The sequence below is a fragment of the Escherichia sp. E.sYA108 genome (assembly GCF_011754335.1).
In the GTDB taxonomy this organism is placed as follows: domain Bacteria; phylum Pseudomonadota; class Gammaproteobacteria; order Enterobacterales; family Enterobacteriaceae; genus Escherichia; species Escherichia coli.
The window spans coordinates 75038-95014 of record NZ_JAAQVZ010000001.1; the positions used below are offsets into that span (position 1 = coordinate 75038).

General features: G+C 52.5%; 20 protein-coding genes. 8 read left to right on the forward strand and 12 right to left on the reverse strand.

The window, feature by feature from the left end; genetic code table 11:
- Window positions 1–106: 106 nt before the first annotated feature.
- Window positions 107–1498 (reverse strand): xanthine/proton symporter XanP, encoded by a 1392-nt coding sequence (gene xanP / locus HBM92_RS00370; RefSeq protein WP_001295238.1) that lies wholly within the window; start codon window positions 1496–1498, stop codon window positions 107–109.
- A 279-nt stretch (window positions 1499–1777) separates the two neighbouring features.
- On the opposite strand from xanP, the gene gltS reads away from it, so the two are divergent.
- Entirely contained in the window at window positions 1778–2983 is a 1206-nt protein-coding gene (gene gltS / locus HBM92_RS00375) for a sodium/glutamate symporter (RefSeq protein WP_000468827.1), read from the forward strand.
- A gap of 33 nt (window positions 2984–3016) precedes the next feature.
- Here gltS and recG read toward each other — a convergent pair whose 3' ends face one another.
- From recG to gmk, 5 genes are read right to left on the reverse strand one after another with little or no spacing between them, the layout of a single operon-like run.
- A complete protein-coding gene (gene recG / locus HBM92_RS00380) occupies window positions 3017–5098 on the reverse strand; it encodes an ATP-dependent DNA helicase RecG (protein ID WP_000678402.1) in 2082 nt (693 codons plus the stop codon).
- A 5-nt stretch (window positions 5099–5103) separates the two neighbouring features.
- On the reverse strand, window positions 5104–5793 hold the full coding sequence (trmH, locus tag HBM92_RS00385) for a tRNA (guanosine(18)-2'-O)-methyltransferase TrmH (protein ID WP_001070179.1): 690 nt from the start codon (window positions 5791–5793) through the stop codon (window positions 5104–5106).
- Window positions 5794–5799: 6 nt separating this feature from the next.
- Window positions 5800–7908 carry a bifunctional GTP diphosphokinase/guanosine-3',5'-bis pyrophosphate 3'-pyrophosphohydrolase gene (gene spoT, locus HBM92_RS00390; RefSeq protein WP_000280473.1) on the reverse strand — a complete coding sequence of 703 codons (2109 nt, stop codon included), beginning with the start codon at window positions 7906–7908 and terminating at the stop codon, window positions 5800–5802.
- A gap of 18 nt (window positions 7909–7926) precedes the next feature.
- Window positions 7927–8202 (reverse strand): DNA-directed RNA polymerase subunit omega, encoded by a 276-nt coding sequence (gene rpoZ / locus HBM92_RS00395; protein WP_000135058.1) that lies wholly within the window; start codon window positions 8200–8202, stop codon window positions 7927–7929.
- A gap of 54 nt (window positions 8203–8256) precedes the next feature.
- Window positions 8257–8880, reverse strand: a complete 624-nt coding sequence (gene gmk / locus HBM92_RS00400) for a guanylate kinase (protein WP_001295237.1) — start codon at window positions 8878–8880, stop codon at window positions 8257–8259.
- Between the two features lie 257 nt (window positions 8881–9137).
- Here gmk and ligB point away from each other — a divergent pair, with 257 nt between their 5' ends.
- Complete coding sequence (gene ligB / locus HBM92_RS00405) at window positions 9138–10820, forward strand: NAD-dependent DNA ligase LigB (protein WP_001443183.1); 1683 nt, start codon at window positions 9138–9140, stop codon at window positions 10818–10820.
- On the opposite strand, the gene HBM92_RS00410 is transcribed toward ligB, so the two are convergent.
- From HBM92_RS00410 to HBM92_RS00420, 3 genes are all read right to left on the reverse strand, one after another.
- Entirely contained in the window at window positions 10817–11434 is a 618-nt protein-coding gene (locus tag HBM92_RS00410) for a trimeric intracellular cation channel family protein (protein WP_000924289.1), read from the reverse strand. The two genes, ligB and HBM92_RS00410, sit on opposite strands and share 4 nt — an antisense overlap.
- 291 nt (window positions 11435–11725) lie before the next feature.
- Window positions 11726–12550: a DNA damage-inducible protein D gene (dinD, locus tag HBM92_RS00415; RefSeq protein WP_001297973.1), complete on the reverse strand. Its 825-nt coding sequence runs from the start codon at window positions 12548–12550 to the stop codon at window positions 11726–11728.
- Between the two features lie 221 nt (window positions 12551–12771).
- A complete protein-coding gene (locus HBM92_RS00420) occupies window positions 12772–13635 on the reverse strand; it encodes a YicC/YloC family endoribonuclease (RefSeq protein WP_000621330.1) in 864 nt (287 codons plus the stop codon).
- Window positions 13636–13761: 126 nt separating this feature from the next.
- Here HBM92_RS00420 and rph point away from each other — a divergent pair, with 126 nt between their 5' ends.
- Both rph and pyrE read left to right on the forward strand, forming a co-directional pair.
- Entirely contained in the window at window positions 13762–14478 is a 717-nt protein-coding gene (gene rph, locus HBM92_RS00425) for a ribonuclease PH (RefSeq protein WP_001247093.1), read from the forward strand.
- A gap of 65 nt (window positions 14479–14543) precedes the next feature.
- Window positions 14544–15185, forward strand: a complete 642-nt coding sequence (pyrE, locus tag HBM92_RS00430; RefSeq protein WP_000806177.1) for an orotate phosphoribosyltransferase — start codon at window positions 14544–14546, stop codon at window positions 15183–15185.
- Window positions 15186–15221: 36 nt separating this feature from the next.
- Here pyrE and slmA read toward each other — a convergent pair whose 3' ends face one another.
- The 3 genes from slmA to coaBC form a co-directional block, all read right to left on the reverse strand.
- The gene (gene slmA / locus HBM92_RS00435; RefSeq protein WP_000818603.1) at window positions 15222–15818 is read right to left on the reverse strand and encodes a nucleoid occlusion factor SlmA; all 597 of its coding nucleotides are present in this window, start codon (window positions 15816–15818) and stop codon (window positions 15222–15224) included.
- 106 nt (window positions 15819–15924) lie between these two features.
- The gene (gene dut, locus HBM92_RS00440) at window positions 15925–16383 is read right to left on the reverse strand and encodes a dUTP diphosphatase (protein WP_000976070.1); all 459 of its coding nucleotides are present in this window, start codon (window positions 16381–16383) and stop codon (window positions 15925–15927) included.
- Window positions 16361–17581 carry a bifunctional phosphopantothenoylcysteine decarboxylase/phosphopantothenate--cysteine ligase CoaBC gene (coaBC, locus tag HBM92_RS00445; RefSeq protein ID WP_000050139.1) on the reverse strand — a complete coding sequence of 407 codons (1221 nt, stop codon included), beginning with the start codon at window positions 17579–17581 and terminating at the stop codon, window positions 16361–16363. The genes dut and coaBC overlap by 23 nt, the downstream gene beginning before the upstream one ends.
- Window positions 17582–17752: 171 nt before the next feature.
- Between coaBC and radC the strand changes: the two genes are divergently transcribed.
- The 4 genes from radC (at window position 17753) to mutM (ending at window position 19969) form a co-directional block, all read left to right on the forward strand.
- Window positions 17753–18421 carry a RadC family protein gene (gene radC / locus HBM92_RS00450; RefSeq protein WP_001297375.1) on the forward strand — a complete coding sequence of 223 codons (669 nt, stop codon included), beginning with the start codon at window positions 17753–17755 and terminating at the stop codon, window positions 18419–18421.
- 216 nt (window positions 18422–18637) lie between these two features.
- Window positions 18638–18874 carry a 50S ribosomal protein L28 gene (gene rpmB / locus HBM92_RS00455; RefSeq protein WP_000091955.1) on the forward strand — a complete coding sequence of 79 codons (237 nt, stop codon included), beginning with the start codon at window positions 18638–18640 and terminating at the stop codon, window positions 18872–18874.
- A gap of 20 nt (window positions 18875–18894) precedes the next feature.
- Window positions 18895–19062 (forward strand): 50S ribosomal protein L33, encoded by a 168-nt coding sequence (gene rpmG / locus HBM92_RS00460; RefSeq protein ID WP_001051798.1) that lies wholly within the window; start codon window positions 18895–18897, stop codon window positions 19060–19062.
- A gap of 97 nt (window positions 19063–19159) precedes the next feature.
- Window positions 19160–19969: a bifunctional DNA-formamidopyrimidine glycosylase/DNA-(apurinic or apyrimidinic site) lyase gene (mutM, locus tag HBM92_RS00465; RefSeq protein WP_001114542.1), complete on the forward strand. Its 810-nt coding sequence runs from the start codon at window positions 19160–19162 to the stop codon at window positions 19967–19969.
- Window positions 19970–19977: the final 8 nt, after the last annotated feature.

A 19977-nucleotide genomic window follows, 5' to 3' on the forward strand; every position in this document is an offset into this window, starting at 1 on the left:
TGAAATGCACATAAGGGAGTTATGCACGATTTACGCGCAATCCTCAAGGCGGGAATGGTGAAAGAGGTGAGACTGCGGCGGTAATTATCTTACCGCCGCCAGTGAATTACTGTTTTTCTGGGGGGAAAATCAGATTCAGCACGATGGCAGTAATACCGCCCGCGGCAATCCCGGAGGAGAGCAGGTTTTTCAGCCATTCAGGGGCAAACTGCAAAATCAGCGGCTGCTGAGACACGCCCAGACCGACCGCCAGCGACAGCGCGATAATCAGAATCGCCCGGCGGTTCAGCGGCTCACGAGAAACGATACGCACACCGGAGGCGGCGATGGTGCCAAACATTACAAGCGTTGCGCCGCCCAGAACCGGTTCTGGAATGTGTTGTACAAAACCGCTCACTGCCGGGAACAGACCCAGCACGATCAACATCAGCGCGACGACAAAACCGACATAGCGGCTGGCAACACCGGTTAACTGGATCACCCCGTTGTTCTGCCCGAAGCAGGAGTTCGGGAAGGTATTAAATACCGCCGAGACAAACGAGTTCAGGCCGTTTGCCAGCACGCCGCCTTTCAGGCGTTTCATGTACAGCGGACCGGAAACCGGCTGTTCGGAAACGTCAGAGGTCGCCGTGATATCGCCAATGGTTTCCAGCGAAGTGATCATAAAGACCAGCATCAGCGGCAGCAGCAGACTCCATTCAATGCCAAGACCGTAATAGAGCGGCGTTGGCACCATAATCAGTTCTTGTGTCATCGGTTCGTTGCTTTCTGGCAACATGCCCATAAACCACGCCAGCGCATATCCGGCCGCCATCGCAATCACCAGTGAGGCCACGCGTAAGTAAGGGTTACGTTGACGGTTAAGCAGGATAATTAAGGCTAAGACCACGCCTGCCAGCAGCAGATTTTTCGGTGCGCCGAAGGTGTTATCGCTCATGGCTGCGTAACCGCCGCCAATGGAGGTCAGCCCAACCTGAATTAGCGACAGGCCGATAATCATCACCACAACGCCAGAAACCAGCGGCGTAATAATGCGGCGCGCCAGATGCAGAACGCGGGAGATCACCATCTCGGTACAACTTGCCAGCATCAACGTGCCGAACAAAGCTGCCATCATGGTAGGAACATCAGCACCACCGGTCTTCAGCGCTGTGCCGCCCATAATCAGCGGAGCAACAAAGTTGAAGCTGGTGCCCTGAATAGACAACAACCCGGAGCCAACCGGACCCCAGGCCTTAATTTGAATAATCGATGCCACACCGGAGGCAAACAGCGACATACTAATAATGTGTTGCGTGTCTTGTGCCGGTAAACCCAGCGCCTGACAGATTAATAGCGCTGGCGTGATCACCGCAACGAACATCGCCAGCAAATGCTGACAGGCGGCAAACAGGGTTTGAGGAAGCGGCGGACGATCTTCAAGACGGTAAATCAGTTCGCTGTTTTGAGTCTGTGCAACCGGTTGCGCATTTTCTGACTCGAGGGTGGAAACAGACATCGAAAACAATCCCGTGGTAGCAAAGCGGGCATTTTAGCTGACCGAAAGAGAAAAGCAAACGTTTGCCACATCCTCATCTAAATATTTAAATGAGATAAATGTACTTTTTTATATAACTTTTAGTTGTTTTCTGCTTAAAATCCATGCCATTTTTCTAGTTTCAGCTAAGAATTCGAACCAGGAAAGCATGACTCGATACTCGTCATATTTCGCCTTACTGCAAATGCGCGATGAAGTATGACGAGTATGAAAGAGTGATGCGGACACAAAGGAGTAACTATGTTTCATCTCGATACTTTAGCAACGCTTGTTGCCGCAACGCTGACGTTGCTGCTCGGGCGCAAGTTGGTCCATTCCGTCTCCTTTTTGAAAAAATACACCATACCGGAACCTGTTGCGGGTGGTTTATTAGTGGCGCTGGCGCTGCTGATACTGAAAAAAAGCATGGGCTGGGAAGTCAACTTTGATATGTCCCTGCGGGATCCGTTGATGCTGGCTTTCTTCGCCACCATTGGCCTGAACGCCAACCTTGCCAGTCTGCGAGCTGGTGGGCGTGTGGTGGGGGTTTTCCTGATTGTGGTTGTTGGCCTGTTGGTGATGCAAAATGCCATTGGCATTGGTATGGCTAGCCTGTTAGGGCTTGATCCGCTGATGGGGCTGCTGGCCGGTTCTATTACGCTTTCCGGCGGTCACGGTACGGGTGCTGCATGGAGTAAATTGTTCATTGAACGTTATGGCTTCACCAACGCGACAGAAGTGGCGATGGCCTGTGCAACGTTCGGTTTGGTGCTGGGCGGCTTGATTGGCGGTCCGGTGGCGCGCTATCTGGTGAAACACTCCACCACACCGAACGGTATTCCGGATGACCAGGAAGTTCCGACTGCGTTCGAAAAGCCGGATGTGGGCCGCATGATCACCTCGCTGGTGCTGATTGAAACTATCGCGCTGATTGCTATCTGCCTGACAGTGGGGAAAATTGTTGCGCAACTTTTGGCTGGTACTGCTTTTGAACTACCGACCTTCGTCTGTGTACTATTTGTTGGCGTGATTCTGAGCAACGGTCTGTCAATGATGGGCTTTTACCGCGTCTTTGAGCGTGCGGTATCCGTGCTGGGTAACGTAAGCCTGTCGTTGTTCCTGGCGATGGCGCTGATGGGGCTGAAACTGTGGGAGCTGGCTTCGCTGGCGTTGCCGATGCTGGCGATTCTGGTGGTACAGACCATCTTCATGGCGTTGTATGCCATCTTCGTTACCTGGCGCATGATGGGCAAAAACTACGATGCGGCAGTGCTGGCTGCGGGTCACTGTGGTTTTGGCCTCGGTGCAACGCCAACAGCAATCGCCAACATGCAGGCGATCACTGAACGCTTTGGCCCGTCGCACATGGCGTTCCTGGTCGTGCCGATGGTCGGTGCGTTCTTTATCGATATCGTCAATGCGCTGGTGATTAAGCTGTATTTGATGTTGCCGATTTTTACGGGTTAACCGATGAAGCGGCGGTCTTCTCACCGCCGCCTTTTACGCATTCGAGTAGCGTTCTGTTTCTGGCATCCAGCGTTCTATCAGGGCTTTTGCCTGTTGTGGGTAACGTTCGTGAATATGTCGCGCCAGGCGCTGAACTTCCGGGATCATCGCCTGATCGCGCAGTAAATCCGCCACTTTAAATTCAGCATTACCCGTCTGACGCGTACCTAACAGTTCACCCGGTCCGCGAATCTCTAAGTCTTTCTGTGCAATCACAAAACCGTCGTTGCTGTCGCGCAGCACTTGCAGCCGAATTTGCGCGGTTTTGGAGAGCGGCGTTTTGTAGAGCAGCACGCAGTGAGAAGCCACCGCACCACGACCTACACGCCCGCGAAGCTGGTGTAACTGCGCCAGACCCAGACGCTCCGGGTTTTCGATAATCATCAGACTGGCGTTAGGCACATCAACACCGACTTCAATAACGGTAGTGGCAACCAGCAGGTGTAGTTCACCTTGTTTAAACGACGCCATCACCGCCTGTTTATCGGCAGGTTTCATCCGCCCGTGTACCAGGCCGACGTTCAGTTCCGGCAACGCCAGTTTCAACTCTTCCCAGGTTGCTTCCGCCGCCTGCGCTTCCAGCAATTCCGACTCTTCAATCAACGTACAAACCCAGTATGCCTGACGACCTTCAGTTATGCAGGCGTGGCGCACGCGGTCAATAATGTCGGTACGGCGGGTATCAGGAATAGCGACCGTAGTCACTGGCGTGCGGCCTGGCGGCAGCTCATCTATCACCGAGGTATCGAGATCGGCATACGCAGTCATCGCCAGCGTGCGGGGGATGGGCGTGGCGGTCATGATCAACTGATGCGGATGGAAGCCTTGCTGCTGGCCTTTCTCCCATAACGCCAGACGCTGATGCACGCCAAAACGATGCTGTTCGTCGATAATCACCAGCGCCAGGCCGTTAAACTGCACCTGTTCCTGGAAAATGGCGTGCGTACCAACAATCATCTGCACCTGACCGCTGGCGATGGCTTCTTGCTGAGCCAGTCGTGCTTTACCTTTCTGTTTACCGGCGAGCCAGCCCACTTCGATACCGAGCGGAGCAAACCAGTTACGGAAGTTATTGGCGTGCTGCTCGGCGAGTAATTCGGTTGGTGCCATCAATGCCACCTGTTTGCCGTGCGCAATCGCACGCAACGCGGCGAGGGCGGCGACCAGCGTTTTACCGGAACCTACATCGCCCTGCACCAGACGCATCATCGGCACATCCAGCGCCATATCGCGCTCGATCTCCGCCACTACGCGTGCCTGTGCGCCCGTTGGCTTGAACGGTAAGGCGGCGAGGAGTTTATTTTTCAGCGCGTCATTGGCGCTCAGCGGCTGAGCATGAAAACGTTGTGCACCGGCACGTAACGCCAACATGCTGAGGTTGTGCGCCAGCAACTCTTCCAGAATCAGCCGGCGTTGTGCCGGATGCTGCCCGGTTTCGAGATCGCTAAGCTGTAGCGTCGGCGGCGGGCGGTGCAAAGTGCGCAACGCTTCCGGTAGCGTCATCATTCCTTGTGACAGTTCCGGCGGCAGGAGTTCTTCAATGGCGCATGTGTCGAGCAGATCCAGCGCCTGGTCGGTTAATTTACGCAGCGTAGCCTGCTTTACGCCTTCCGTAGTTGGGTAAACCGGCGTGAGCGTTTCCTGTAACTCTGGCGTGCTGAGATCGCCCTGTACGCGGTATTCCGGGTGGATCATCTCCGCACCATATTTGCCGCGCTTTGCTTCGCCATAGGCCAGCACGCGGCGGCCTGTCGCCAGGCTATTTTTCATTGCCGCATTGAAGTTGAAAAAGCGCATAGTGAGAATGCCGGAACCGTCGCTGATCTGGCAGGTCATCATCCGCCGACCGCCGAAGGAGATATTGCAGTTCAGCACTTCGCCTTCCACCGTGGCATAAACACCCGGCAGTAGTTCACCGATGGGGTAGAGATGTGTGCGATCTTCGTAGCGCAGAGGAAGGTGTAAGAGCAAATCCTGTACGGTATGCAGGTTGATTTTCGCCAGCTTGTTACTAAGCGCTGCGCCAACGCCCGTTAGGGAACTGAGCGGGACAGCATCTAACAGGCGACCTTTCATCGCGCTTACCCTGCGGCCTGCATGGTGGACCACCAGTCAGCATCGGCTTCAATCTCGCCTTGCTGATTAACGTGGGGGTAGGGCAGACCTTTGCGTTTTGCGACTTTCGCCAGCACCGGATAGCCGCCTTCAAACAGCAGGCGTTGTTGCTCGGCTTCCGGCAACATGCTGTTTTCACGCAGGTACATGCCCGCATTTTGCCGCTGGCGCTGGGCTTCGTAAAGAATGAGGGCTGAGGCAACGGAAACATTCAGCGACTGCACCATGCCGATCATCGGAATGATGATATCCTGATCCGCCAGGGCCAACGCTTCCTGCGTGATGCCCGTTTTCTCCTGTCCCATCAAAATACAGGTCGGGCGAGTGTAATCAATTTCGCGGAAATCAACAGCGTTATCAGAAAGATGGGTTGCCAGAATCTGCATGCCCTGGCCTTTCAGATGAGCGACGGCATCGCCAATGGTGCGGTGCGTTTTCACCTGTACCCAGCTGTTACTACCCGCAGCTGCCGAAGCCATGGTGCGCATCCGGCTGCCAGGCCAGACAGCATGAACTTCATGTACGCCAACGGCATCTGCGGTACGAATAATCGCAGAAACGTTATGAGGTTTGTGGACCTGCTCCATGCAGACGGTCAGATCAGGCTGCCGCCTGGCGAGCATTTCGCAGATGCGTGCATAACGTGTTGGGTTCATAAAACATTAATTTCGGTTTCGGGTGACTTTAATCACGTCTGGCATCACGCGGATTTTGCGCATGATATTCGCCAGATGCACACGGTCACGGGCGGTCAGACGAATAAAGGCGCTATAGACGCGACCATCTTTCTCTTCCGTATTCAAACTTTGAATATTCGAGGTCGTGGTGTTAATTGCCGCCGTCAGGTTTGCCAGCGCGCCCTGATGATTGAACATCTCCACCTTGATTTCGGTGATGAATTCCTGCGCCGTCTCTTTATCCCATTCAACAGCCATAAACTTCTCTGGCTCTTTCTGGTAGCCACGGATGTTACGGCAGGATTCATGGTGGATCACCAGACCTTTACCGGGGCTGACGTGGGCGATAATCGGGTCGCCAGGAATTGGGCGGCAGCATTTCGCAAAGGTGATCAGCACGCCATCGGCACCTTTAATGGGCAGATGTCCGTGACTTTGGGTTGCCGGTGGAATGGAGGCGTCCCCATGTTGCAGATTTTTCGCGACCACCACGCTCATTGCGTTACCAAGGCCGATTTCTGCCAGCAGATCGTCAAGCGTTGCCAGCTTCATGCGGTCCAGCTCGCGCTGAATATTTTCCTGCGGGATTTCATTGAGCTTACGGCTACCACCCAACGCATGGTTGAGCAGACGACGGCCCAGGCTTACAGAATCATCACGCTTGAGGTTTTTCAGCAACTGACGAATTTTGGCGCGCGCTTTCGAGCTGACGACAAAGTTCAGCCACGCGGCATTCGGGCGAGCACCCGGTGCGGTAATGATTTCAACGGTTTGACCGCTAGTAAGCGGCTGCGACAGCGGGTAAGGCTGGCGGTCGACGCGTGCGCCCACGCAGGCATGGCCGATATCGGTATGCACCGCATAAGCGAAGTCGACGGGCGTTGCACCGGCAGGCAGTTCGACAATGCGCCCTTCCGGTGTGAAAACGTAAATCTCATCCGGGAAGAGATCGGATTTAACGCTCTCGATAAATTCAAACGAGCTACCGGCACTCTGTTGCAGCTCCAGCAGGCTTTGCATCCAGCGCTGGGCGCGTATTTGCGCGGTAGTGCTGGTTTCGCCGTGCTCTTTATAAGCCCAGTGCGCGGCAACACCCATCTCCGCCATCTGATCCATATCTTCGGTACGGATCTGGACCTCAACCGGCACGCCGTGCGGGCCAATCATCGAGGTGTGCAAAGACTGATAGCCGTTCGCTTTTGGAATGGCGATATAGTCTTTCACGCGGCCCGGACGCGGCTTGTACAGGCTGTGCATCTGGCCCAGCACGCGATAACAGGTGTCAGAATCATTGACGATCACGCGGAAAGCGTAGATGTCCATGATTGAGTGAAAACGCTGCTCTTTGAGCACCATTTTGCAGTAAATCGAATAAAGATGTTTTTCGCGACCACTGACGCGGCACGGTATTCCCGCTTCCTGCAAACGCCCTTCGATTTCAGAAAGAATCTTCTGGATCATCTCTTTACGGTTGCCGCGCGCGGCTTTCACCACTTCTTTGATTACGCGATAACGGTTGGGATACAGCGCCTCAAAACCCAGCTCCTCGAGTTCGGTTTTAATGTGGTGGATACCTAAACGGTGCGCCAGCGGGCTGTATATTTCGAGAGTTTCACGGGCGATGCGGCGACGTTTGTCCGGGCGAAGTGAGCCCAGCGTGCGCATGTTGTGGGTACGGTCGGCAAGTTTGATGAGAATGACGCGGATATCCTGCACCATCGCCATAATCATCTTGCGAAAGTTTTCGGCCTGCGCCTCTTTCTTATCGCGGAACTTGAGTTTATCAAGTTTCGACACCCCCTCTACCAGCTCGGCGACGCTTTTACCAAAAAGCTGTTCCATGTCCTGGTAGGTGGCGGGTGTATCTTCAATCACATCATGCAGCAGCGCCGCCATCAGCGTTTCATAGTCGAGTTTCATCTCGGCCAGAATGCAGGCAACCGCCACCGGATGCGTGATATAGGGTTCACCGCTTGAACGTGTTTGCCCCTCGTGAGCATCACGTGCAACGAGATACGCCTGCCGCAGACGCTTGATTTGGTCTTCCGGCAGGTAGTTTTGAATCAGCTGATTCAGGCTTTCAAACAGATACAAGGGCGACCCGCTTTGTGATTAACGACGACCTTCAGCAATAGCGGTAACGGCTTGTAATTCAGCGGCTTCCTGCTCTTGCTGTTCCTGGCGTTCGCGAACGTCGAGGATCTGGTTGTTGATCAGACCTTCTTCGATTTCGCGCAGCGCGATTACAGTGGTTTTATCGTTTTCTTCCGGTACCAGCGGATCCTTTCCGCCTACCTGCATCTGACGAGCGCGACGCGCGGCGACCAGTACCAGGTCAAAACGGTTACCAATTTTCTCTACAGCGTCCTGAACAGTTACGCGTGCCATACTTAAAAAGCTCCACAGGTGAAGAAATGACTGGGCATGATACTGAAATCAGGTTCAGTCTGCCAACAATTTGCTGATTAAAGCGTCATGACGCTGCTTTTGGCGGCTCATGCGCAGACGTTCGGCGCGAATAATGGTCTTCAAATCGGTCAACGCGGTATCGAAGTCATCATTCACAATCAGGTAATCATATTCGGCGTAATGGCTCATTTCTGCAACAGCTTGCGCCATACGCTTTGCAATGACCTCTTCGCTGTCCTGACCGCGACCGCGTAGACGGCGGTCCAGTTCGATTTTAGACGGCGGTAAAATAAAGATACTCCGCGCGTGCGGCATCTTCTGGCGAATTTGCTGCGCACCCTGCCAGTCGATATCGAGAAAAACATCGACACCGGTCGCCAGTACTTGCTCAATGGCCTCACGCGAAGTGCCATAGTAATTACCAAAAACTTCTGCGTGTTCGAGGAACGCATCTCTACTAATCATTTCTTTAAATTCATCATGATTAACAAAGAAATAATGTTCACCGTGGACTTCACCAGGACGCGGTTGGCGTGTGGTGTGTGAAACAGAAACCTGGGTGTCATACAACGGTTGGGTTTTTAATAAAGCCTGAATCAGGCTGGATTTACCCGCGCCACTGGGGGCAGAAACAATATAAAGCGTGCCTTGAGCCATGAGTATCTTTCGTATGTGATTAGCGAAATAAAGCCTACATACGAGCTTATTATACACGGCGCGGCCATGTGACGTAGCCCTTGCTCACACTTTTTGCGCAAAGTTGTTGCATTTTGCGTAGCTGCTTCCGCATTTGCCTGTGATTCACTGCAATAAAGACGATTCTCAGGAAGCGTCCTCGCAGACTCCGTTTTTGCCACTCGGCTTTGTCTTCACCAAGTTGTATATCTGCCTGACTATCTACAGCGGAGGTGATGATGAAAGTATGGATGGCGATATTAATAAGTATCTTGTGCTGGCAATCATCGGCGTGGGCGGTCTGTCCGGCCTGGTCGCCAGCCAGAGCACAGGAAGAAATTTCCCGCCTGCAACAGCAAATAAAACAGTGGGACGATGACTACTGGAAGGAAGGGAAAAGTGAGGTGGAAGACGGTGTTTACGATCAGTTAAGCGCCCGTCTCACGCAGTGGCAACGCTGTTTTGGGAACGAGACTCGCGATGTGATGATGCCGCCTTTAAACGGTGCGGTTATGCATCCGGTTGCCCATACGGGTGTACGCAAAATGGCGGATAAAAACGCATTAAGTCTGTGGATGCGCGAACGTAGCGATCTTTGGGTGCAGCCAAAAGTTGATGGCGTTGCGGTAACCCTGGTTTATCGGGACGGGAAACTGAACAAAGCAATCAGTCGCGGTAATGGCCTGAAAGGCGAGGACTGGACGCAGAAAGTTCGCTTAATTTCCGCTGTGCCGCAAACCGTTAGCGGGCCTTTAGCCAACAGCACGCTTCAGGGGGAAATATTTCTCAAGCGTAAGGGGCATATCCAACAACAAATGGGGGGAATAAATGCCCGCGCAAAAGTTGCTGGCCTGATGATGCGCCAGGGGAATAGCGATACGCTAAACTCACTGGCTGTTTTTGTCTGGGCATGGCCGGATGGACCGCATTTAATGACCGATCGTTTAAAGGATCTGGCTACCGCAGGTTTTACTTTAACGCAGACGTATACCCGCGCGGTTAAAAATGCTGATGAGGTTGCGCACGTACGCAATGAGTGGTGGAAAGCAAAATTACCCTTCGTCACCGATGGCGTGGTTGTGCGAGCGGCGAAAGAACCCGAATCCCGTCATTGGTTACCGGGCCAGGCGGAGTGGCTGGTGGCCTGGAAATATCAACCTGTAGCTCAGGTTGCCGAAGTGAAGGCGATTCAATTTGCGGTGGGTAAGAGCGGTAAAATATCGGTGGTGGCGTCACTCGCACCTGTCATGCTGGATGATAAAAAAATCCAGCGGGTGAATATTGGTTCCGTCAGGCGCTGGCAGGAATGGGATATTGCGCCTGGTGATCAGATCCTCGTCAGCCTTGCCGGTCAGGGGATTCCTCGCATTGATGATGTGGTCTGGCGCGGAGCAGAACGTACAAAACCGACACCACCAGAAAACCGCTTTAACTCGTTGACCTGCTACTTTGCTTCTGATGTTTGTCAGGAACAGTTCATTTCACGCTTAGTCTGGCTGGGGTCAAAACAGGTTCTGGGGCTTGATGGCATTGGTGAGGCCGGCTGGCGCGCCCTGCATCAGACTCATCGCTTTGAGCATATCTTTTCCTGGCTTTTATTAACGCCAGAGCAATTACAGAACACGCCGGGGATCGCGAAAAGTAAAAGTGCGCAGTTATGGCATCAGTTTAATCTGGCTCGTCAGCAGCCTTTTACTCGCTGGGTGATGGCAATGGGAATACCGCTAACCCGGGCGGCGCTTAATGCCAGTGATGAACGGTCCTGGTCGCAACTTTTATTTAGCACGGAACAGTTCTGGCAGCAGCTGCCGGGGACTGGATCGGGGCGCGCCAGACAGGTTATTGAATGGAAGGAAAATGCGCAAATCAAGAAGCTGGGCAGTTGGCTGTCTGCCCAGCAGATCACAGGTTTTGAACCTTAGTGACCTTCGTGGCTGTAGTAAAAGACCGGTAATCCCAGCTTAAGACGTAGCGCCAGTAAACGGGCAAAAAAGCCGAATACCAGGGTGGAGATAATCACAACATCATGGTTAGAAACATAGTGTTGCAGCGCGATGTACAGCACGGCGGAGGCAAATGAGACACCCGCATACAACTCTTTCTGGAATACCAGTGGGATGCGTTTACAGAACATATCGCGCAAAACGCCGCCAAACACGCCGGTGGTTACCGCCGCGACAACGGCAATAATTGGGCCGTGTCCCATATCCAGTGCAACCTGTGCGCCGATGATAGAAAAGACCACCAGTCCGAGCGCATCGAGTACCAGAAACACTTTGCGCAGATAAGGCATTACAGGAGCAACTATAGTGGTGAGTACTGCAGCGGTAGCGACGATAATCACATATTCCGGGTGTTTGACCCAGCCGAGCGGATAGTGGCCCAGCAGAATATCGCGCACTGACCCTCCGCCAATTGCCGTGGCGGTCGCAATAATAATTACGCCAAATGTATCCATGCGCCGTCGTCCGGCCGCCAGCGCCCCCGTCATGGCTTCGGCAGTAATGCCAACCAAATACAAAATGTGTAACAGCATGGTTCTCTCCCTAAAAATCTGTCTGGCAGGGTAGCGATTTGTGCGTATTGTCACGATTGAGATTTTTTAAGGTGAGAGGAAATTGATAACTTGTAGTTATGTGAAATCGCTATTTTCTGTAGCGTAGATGCATTCTTCTGACTTCTTGTCTGAGAAAATGCATAAGAAAAAATAGGTTAAAATTGAGGGGTGGAAAAGAAAGGTGCAATGTTTAGCCATTGTGTTCACCGCACCTGGACTTTGGCTTACGCATCGGGTATCTCAATCAACAAAAAGAGTTTTTATTTTCTGCTATTTCTTCTCTGTAATTTTTACACTGTTTTCCAACTGCTTGATGCTGACCTGCGGGGTCGGCAACTCCTCAGGCATGGTTCCGCCAAGTTCCTGAATGGTTTGCCTCACCTTGCGACCCACGTCAAAGTGTGTGGTATTAGCTTGCTGTTTTGAATTCACGCCATCCCGCTTGAGTTTTTCTTCTGTTTGGGTAGCTCGAAAGAGATTAGCCGCCAGTTCTGTTGAACCCATATGATCCAGGATCTTCTGACTCTTTTTCAGCCCCTTCCGCTGATGGATGGCTTTCTGATCTAATCCACCATACAGTCCCCGGTAACCATGATTCTGAAATATGGCGAAATCGATAGCTGTCGCTACCCCAGCTTGCTGCGCTGCCTCAACTAATTGTTTGTTATGTTCTTTCAACTCATTTCTCAGAAAAAGACGCTTTTCGTCTTCACGAAGTTGCCTGAAAGCTTCATCGTCAGCCAGCTCCTGCCGTCGGGTCTGGATAGCAAAATAAGTTTGCCCTGCCGCAATAACCGGTTTCGCAGGGTCGCCGTTTTGTACTACCAGGTAACAGGCATAGCGGGAGAGATGAACATCTTCAAGTTCTCGTTGAGCCCCTGAACCTAATACAACCATTTTGGTGGTTTCAACGAAATGGTCAGATGCGGCTTGATTGCTGGCTTCGCACGCTTGAGTCGCGCGGGCCAGTACCTTTTGAAAATTGCGCCAGTCCCGATAATCCAGTAACGGTGCCAATTCTCTCGCTGACCAAAATTCTTGCCCTTCAGTGCCATAATGCCGTATTTCTTCAAAAGGTTGATGATGTTCGTTCATTGCCCACTCCATATGATATCGATTGCAAGGAAAGTAAGTTTACAACTGTGTTTATATACAGTTGTGAGTATCTCACGTTCTCACTGCGCTGGGCAAAAAAACATCGCAAAATCTGGAGCAGGCACGCAAAACAGAATTGAATGTTGCGGGGAGGAAAAATGCCGCTCTGTTTGAGTGGGCGGCATTTGTGAAGGCTGAAAAGGAAGAATTGGCGTTACGAGTTATTCAATGTTCTGGATCTGCTCGCGCATCTGCTCAATCAACACTTTCAGCTCGATGGCAGAATTCGTCACTTCGGCATTGATAGATTTCGAAGCAAGAGTGTTCGACTCGCGGTTGAACTCCTGCATCATAAAGTCCAGACGACGACCAACGGCTTCTTTTTTCTTCAGAATGTTGTAGGTCTCTTTGACATGCGCTTCGAGGCGGTCCAGTTCTTCGGCAACGTCAATTCGTTGTGCCAGCAGAACCAACTCCTGCTCCAGACGGTTGTTTTCCAGTTGCACCTGAGCATCTTCCAGCTTCGCTATCAGACGCTCACGCTGCCATTGCAGGATTTCCGGCATATGGGCGCGGACTTTGGCCACTTCGGCGGTGACGCCTTCCAGACGCTGCTCAATCAACACTTTCAGTGCCTGACCTTCGGTTTCGCGCGCGATGATAAAGTCATCCAGGGTGCCATCCAACGCCGCGAGAATTTCAGCTGCAATCGCGTCGAGATCTTGCTCCTGGGCTGCCATCACGCCCGGCCAGCGTAGAATATCAACCGGGTTGATTTCTCCTTCGTCGCTCTGCATTTTTACCCAGTTCGCGGCAGTTACCAGCTGTTTAGCCAGTTTTTCGTTGAGGATCAGCTCACCTTGCGCGCTAACATCTGGCTCATAGCGCAGAGTACATTCCACTTTACCGCGCGTCAGGCGAGAACGAATACGCTCGCGAACGACAGGTTCAAGGCTACGGAACTGCTCCGGCAGACGAAAGTAAGTTTCCAGATAACGCTGGTTTACCGAGCGCATTTCCCAGGTTGCGCTCCCCCATTCACCCTTGATTTCACGCCGGGCGTAGGCGGTCATACTGCGGATCATAGACGTTCCTGTTTATAAAAGGAGAGGTGGAAGGATTATAGCCATCGATGCCTTGTCAGGATAGGAATAACCGCCGGAAGTCCGTATAATGCGCAGCCACATTTGTTTCAAGCCGGAGATTTCAATATGCGTCCAGCAGGCCGTAGCAATAATCAGGTGCGTCCCGTTACCCTGACTCGTAACTATACAAAACATGCAGAAGGCTCGGTGCTGGTCGAATTTGGCGATACCAAAGTATTGTGTACCGCCTCTATTGAAGAAGGCGTGCCGCGCTTCCTGAAAGGTCAGGGCCAGGGCTGGATCACCGCAGAGTACGGTATGCTGCCACGTTCTACCCATACCCGTAACGCGCGTGAAGCGGCGAAAGGTAAGCAGGGTGGACGCACAATGGAAATCCAGCGTCTGATCGCCCGTGCTCTTCGCGCGGCAGTAGATTTGAAAGCACTGGGTGAGTTCACCATTACGCTGGACTGCGACGTGCTTCAGGCTGATGGTGGCACGCGTACCGCTTCGATTACGGGTGCCTGCGTGGCGCTGGCAGATGCGCTACAGAAGCTGGTGGAAAACGGCAAGCTGAAAACTAATCCAATGAAAGGGATGGTAGCCGCGGTCTCTGTCGGGATTGTGAACGGTGAAGCGGTTTGCGATCTGGAATATGTTGAAGACTCTGCCGCAGAGACCGACATGAACGTAGTGATGACCGAAGACGGGCGTATCATTGAAGTGCAGGGGACGGCAGAAGGCGAACCGTTCACCCACGAAGAGTTACTCACCTTGTTGGCGCTGGCCCGAGGGGGAATCGAATCCATTGTAGCGACGCAGAAGGCGGCGCTGGCAAACTGATTTTTAAGGCGACTGATGAGTCGCCTTTTTTTTGTCTGTAGAAAAGTAAGATGAGGAGCGAAGGCATGAAACCATATCAGCGCCAGTTTATTGAATTTGCGCTTAGCAAGCAGGTGTTAAAGTTTGGCGAGTTCACGCTGAAATCCGGGCGCAAAAGCCCCTATTTCTTCAACGCCGGGCTGTTTAATACCGGGCGCGATCTGGCACTGTTAGGCCGTTTTTACGCTGAAGCATTGGTGGATTCCGGCATTGAGTTCGATCTGCTGTTTGGCCCTGCTTACAAAGGGATCCCGATTGCCACCACTACCGCCGTGGCGCTGGCGGAGCATCATGACCTTGACCTGCCGTACTGCTTTAACCGCAAAGAGGCAAAAGACCACGGTGAAGGCGGTAATCTGGTTGGTAGCGCGTTACAAGGACGCGTAATGCTGGTAGATGATGTGATCACCGCCGGAACGGCGATTCGCGAGTCGATGGAAATTATTCAGGCCAATGGCGCGACGCTTGCAGGCGTGTTGATTTCGCTTGATCGTCAGGAACGCGGGCGCGGCGAAATTTCGGCGATTCAGGAAGTTGAGCGTGATTACAACTGCAAGGTGATCTCTATCATCACCCTGAAAGACCTGATTGCTTACCTGGAAGAGAAGCCAGAAATGGCGGAACATCTGGCGGCGGTTAAGGCCTATCGCGAAGAGTTTGGCGTTTAACGAAACTCGCCGGATGAAAAGTCATCCGGCGTCATCTTACTGCAACTGTGCGGCAATTAGCGGCCAGCGGGCGTCAAAATCATCCGTCGGGCGGTATTTAAACTCGCTGCGGACAAATCGTGACAGCATACCTTCACAAAATGCCAGCAACTGGCTTGCCAGCAGGGTTTCATCGGTGGTGTAACCTTCACCCTCACGCATTCTCTTTTCACGCAATACCTGACGCAACTGCGCTTCAATACGCTCGAACAGCTGGTTGATGCGCCCTTGCAGACGATCCTGTTCGAACATTAGCGCATGACCAGTGAGGATGCGAGTCAGGCCAGGATTACGCTCACCAAAACCGAGGAGCAACAACACGATCAGACGCAGGCGCGCTGTGGTGTCCTTCTCATCTTTCAGAATCAGATTGATGCGAGTAATCAGGCTATCTTCGATAAACTCAATCAGGCTATCGAACATGCGGGTCTTACTGGGGAAGTGGCGATACAGTGCCGCTTCGGAAACGCCGACAGAGGCGGCCAGTTTTGCCGTCGTGATACGTTGGCTTCCATCGCTGGATTCCAGCATCAGCGCCAGAGACTGAAGTATTTCCTCGCGACGGTTCCTTTTCGCAGTTTGTTTTTCTGCCATGTTACAAAATACCCCTGAAAATAAGCACTTGCCAGGCGGCACCCACGCTATGACCGCAAACGAAATGTTTGCGGCTATGTTATGACGTTATTCGGATGCGTATGTGTTACTGACGACCAGAGTGACCAAAGCCGCCTTCACCGCGGTCGGTGGCGTCGAAATCTTCCACCAGATTAAATTCAGCCTGTACTACCGGAACAAAAATCATCTGGGCGATGCGTTCGCCAGGTTGAATGGTGAAGCTGTCCTGACCACGGTTCCACACGGAAATCATCAACTGGCCCTGATAGTCAGAATCGATCAATCCTACCAGGTTACCAAGCACGATACCGTGCTTATGTCCCAATCCGGAGCGCGGTAGCATCATTGCCGCCAGTGAAGGATCGGCAATATGAATCGCCAGCCCGGTCGGAACCAGCGTAGTGTCACCCGGAGCCAGTTCTACGGCGTCGTCGAGACAGGCACGCAGGTCAAGTCCGGCAGAGCCAGAGGTGGCATAAGTCGGGAGCGGAAATTCCTTCCCAACGCGCGGGTCCAGAATCTTAACGTCGATTTTTTTCATCATAACGGGTCACGATCTCGTCGAGTAATAATTGGCCAAGGAGCTCTTTGCGCTCAAGCGGTAAGACTTTATCTCCGTCCTGCCAGAAAAGGTGTAATGCGTTGTTGTCGCTGTTAAATCCTTGAGTTGGCTGGGAAACATCGTTCGCGCAGATCAGATCAAGGTTTTTACGGATACGTTTTTGCCGGGCGTATTCTTCCACATTATTTGTTTCGGCGGCAAATCCAACGACGTAGGGTCGATGGTCTTTTAGTGCGGCAACGCCTGCGACGATATCGGGGTTTTTAACCATTTTTATTGTTAATTCATCACCCTGCGTGGCCTGCTTTTTGATTTTTTCTGGGGCCACGGTAGCTGCGCGATAATCCGCCACGGCGGCGCAACCGATAAAAATATTTTGCTGCTGTACAGATGCATTCACGGCGGCTTCCATTTCCAGCGCAGTCATTACATCAACACGTTTAACAAACGGTGGCGTCGGTAGCGAAACCGGACCTGATACCAGCGTGACGTTCGCGCCACGACGGGCTGCTGCGGCGGCGATAGCAAAACCCATCTTGCCGGAGCTGTGATTAGAGATATAACGCACGGGATCGAGCGGTTCACGCGTCGGACCGGCGGTAATCATAATGTTCAGATGTTTCAGGTCGTTGACGGGCGAAAAATGCGCTACCGCCATATCCACAATAGTTAACGGATCGAGCATTCGTCCTGGGCCGATATCACCACAAGCCTGACTGCCGCTGTCTGGCCCCCAGATGAGCAAACCACGTGAGGCAAGCACCTCTAAATTATGCTGCGTGGCGGCGGCACGGTACATCTGCTGGTTCATGGCGGGGAGCACGGCTACAGGCGCAGGTGTAGCCAGACAAATCGTCGATACCAGGTCATTCGCCATTCCGGCAGCAACACGGGCAATTAAATCTGCCGTGGCAGGGGCGAGAATCACTAAATCAGCCCATTTACCCAGCTCAATATGGCCCATAGCGGCTTCGGCTGCCGGGTCCAGCAGACTGTCGGAAACGGGATAACCAGAAACCGCCTGCAAGCTAAGTGGGGTGATAAAGGCTTTTGCCGCTTCGGTCATGGCTACGCGGACATCGGCCCCGCGATCGCGCAAACGACGCACCAGTTCAGGGGTTTTATAGGCAGCAATACCGCCGCTAACGCCGAGAACGATTTTTTTACCGGCCAGGCTCATGATGATTTTTCCTGTTGGGTGACACCAGAAGTTGGCGATTTTATCACAATACTTTTGTTGTCGTGCCTTCACCTGAGATTCACTTTGCGAGGCGCTTTCCAGGATTGAAAACTGGCCGTCGATTTAAAGGAACGGCTATGACAGGATGCGAGCACCACAAAGGAGGTGAAGGTGAAAAACAATGCACAGCTGTTGATGCCGCGCGAAAAAATGCTGAAGTTTGGTATTAGCGCCTTAACGGATGTCGAGCTGCTGGCGCTATTTCTGCGTACCGGAACGCGCGGTAAAGATGTATTAACCCTGGCAAAAGAGATGCTGGAGAATTTCGGCTCTCTTTATGGCTTGTTAACCTCTGAATATGAGCAATTTAGTGGCGTTCATGGAATTGGCGTGGCGAAATTCGCCCAGTTAAAGGGGATTGCCGAACTGGCGCGGCGTTACTACAACGTACGGATGCGTGAAGAAAGCCCTTTACTCAGCCCGGAGATGACGAGGGAATTTTTACAAAGCCAGCTCACGGGCGAGGAGCGGGAGATCTTTATGGTGATCTTTCTCGACTCCCAACACAGGGTTATAACGCATAGCCGTCTTTTTTCCGGCACGCTAAACCATGTTGAAGTCCATCCTCGGGAAATTATCCGCGAAGCGATAAAAATAAACGCCTCGGCGCTGATCCTTGCGCATAATCACCCTTCGGGTTGTGCTGAACCCAGTAAAGCGGATAAACTCATTACTGAACGGATAATAAAGAGTTGTCAGTTCATGGATTTACGCGTGCTCGACCATATCGTGATTGGGCGTGGAGAGTATGTTTCTTTTGCCGAACGCGGCTGGATTTAACCCGCTATGCGCGATCCTTCGGGATCTTTGTCTGTTCGGGACTTGAGCACATCGCTGAGTCAGCGTATACTACGCCACCTTTGAGAATCTCGGGTTTGGCATTTGGGCCTGGCAATCGAGAGTTCACATAGAACTGCGATGACCGGGCTGTAAAGCCTGACGAGGCGCCAATACCCCATACGAAGCTCGAGCTAATTTGATTTTTGGAGAATAGACATGTCCCGAGTCTGCCAAGTTACTGGCAAGCGTCCGGTGACCGGTAACAACCGTTCCCACGCACTGAACGCGACTAAACGCCGTTTCCTGCCGAACCTGCACTCTCACCGTTTCTGGGTTGAGAGCGAGAAGCGTTTTGTCACCCTGCGCGTATCTGCTAAAGGTATGCGTGTAATCGATAAAAAAGGCATCGATACAGTTCTGGCTGAACTGCGTGCCCGTGGCGAAAAGTACTAAGTACTTAGAGGAAATAAATCATGGCTAAAGGTATTCGTGAGAAAATCAAGCTGGTTTCTTCTGCTGGTACTGGTCACTTCTATACCACTACGAAGAACAAACGTACTAAGCCGGAAAAACTGGAACTGAAAAAATTCGATCCAGTTGTTCGCCAGCACGTGATCTACAAAGAAGCGAAAATCAAATAATTTTTGCTTTGATGTAACGAAAAACCTCGCCCCGGCGGGGTTTTTTGTTATCTGCCTGCCCCCATATTGACTGCATCTGTTCATTCCTGGAGATGCTATGCCTGAATTACCCGAAGTTGAAACCAGCCGCCGCGGCATAGAACCGCATCTCGTTGGTGCAACCATTCTTCATGCGGTGGTGCGCAACGGACGCTTGCGCTGGCCGGTTTCAGAAGAGATCTACCGTTTAAGCGACCAACCAGTGCTTAGCGTGCAGCGGCGGGCTAAATATCTGCTGCTGGAGCTGCCTGAGGGCTGGATTATCATTCATTTGGGGATGTCTGGCAGCCTGCGCATCCTTCCAGAAGAACTTCCCCCTGAAAAGCATGACCATGTTGATTTGGTGATGAGCAACGGTAAAGTGCTGCGCTACACCGATCCGCGCCGCTTTGGTGCCTGGCTGTGGACCAAAGAGCTGGAAGGGCACAACGTGCTGGCCCATCTTGGACCGGAGCCGCTTAGCGACGATTTCAACGGTGAGTACCTGCATCAGAAGTGCGAGAAGAAAAAAACGGCGATTAAACCATGGCTGATGGATAACAAGCTGGTGGTAGGCGTAGGGAATATCTATGCCAGCGAATCTCTGTTTGCTGCGGGGATCCATCCGGATCGGCTGGCGTCATCACTGTCGCTGGCAGAGTGTGAATTGTTAGCTCGGGTGATTAAAGCGGTGTTGCTGCGTTCGATTGAGCAGGGTGGTACAACTCTGAAAGATTTTCTGCAAAGTGATGGTAAACCGGGCTATTTCGCGCAGGAATTGCAGGTTTACGGGCGAAAAGGCGAGCCGTGTCGGGTGTGCGGTACGCCGATTGTGGCGACTAAACATGCGCAGCGGGCAACGTTTTATTGTCGGCAGTGCCAGAAGTAATTGATGCG

Bases quoted from the DNA above. Each gene is read 5' to 3' on its own strand.
- dinD (WP_001297973.1), bottom strand. From the start codon at position 12,550: ATGAACGAACATCATCAACCTTTTGAAGAAATACGGCATTATGGCACT.
- rph (WP_001247093.1), top strand. From the start codon at position 13,762: ATGCGTCCAGCAGGCCGTAGCAATAATCAGGTGCGTCCCGTTACCCTG.
- HBM92_RS00410 (WP_000924289.1), bottom strand. From the start codon at position 11,434: ATGCTGTTACACATTTTGTATTTGGTTGGCATTACTGCCGAAGCCATG.
- gmk (WP_001295237.1), bottom strand. From the start codon at position 8,880: ATGGCTCAAGGCACGCTTTATATTGTTTCTGCCCCCAGTGGCGCGGGT.
- rpmG (WP_001051798.1), top strand. From the start codon at position 18,895: ATGGCTAAAGGTATTCGTGAGAAAATCAAGCTGGTTTCTTCTGCTGGT.
- mutM (WP_001114542.1), top strand. From the start codon at position 19,160: ATGCCTGAATTACCCGAAGTTGAAACCAGCCGCCGCGGCATAGAACCG.
- rpoZ (WP_000135058.1), bottom strand. From the start codon at position 8,202: ATGGCACGCGTAACTGTTCAGGACGCTGTAGAGAAAATTGGTAACCGT.
- rpmB (WP_000091955.1), top strand. From the start codon at position 18,638: ATGTCCCGAGTCTGCCAAGTTACTGGCAAGCGTCCGGTGACCGGTAAC.
- coaBC (WP_000050139.1), bottom strand. From the start codon at position 17,581: ATGAGCCTGGCCGGTAAAAAAATCGTTCTCGGCGTTAGCGGCGGTATT.
- trmH (WP_001070179.1), bottom strand. From the start codon at position 5,793: ATGAACCCAACACGTTATGCACGCATCTGCGAAATGCTCGCCAGGCGG.
- recG (WP_000678402.1), bottom strand. From the start codon at position 5,098: ATGAAAGGTCGCCTGTTAGATGCTGTCCCGCTCAGTTCCCTAACGGGC.
- pyrE (WP_000806177.1), top strand. From the start codon at position 14,544: ATGAAACCATATCAGCGCCAGTTTATTGAATTTGCGCTTAGCAAGCAG.
- gltS (WP_000468827.1), top strand. From the start codon at position 1,778: ATGTTTCATCTCGATACTTTAGCAACGCTTGTTGCCGCAACGCTGACG.
- dut (WP_000976070.1), bottom strand. From the start codon at position 16,383: ATGATGAAAAAAATCGACGTTAAGATTCTGGACCCGCGCGTTGGGAAG.
- ligB (WP_001443183.1), top strand. From the start codon at position 9,138: ATGAAAGTATGGATGGCGATATTAATAAGTATCTTGTGCTGGCAATCA.
- HBM92_RS00420 (WP_000621330.1), bottom strand. From the start codon at position 13,635: ATGATCCGCAGTATGACCGCCTACGCCCGGCGTGAAATCAAGGGTGAA.
- xanP (WP_001295238.1), bottom strand. From the start codon at position 1,498: ATGTCTGTTTCCACCCTCGAGTCAGAAAATGCGCAACCGGTTGCACAG.
- slmA (WP_000818603.1), bottom strand. From the start codon at position 15,818: ATGGCAGAAAAACAAACTGCGAAAAGGAACCGTCGCGAGGAAATACTT.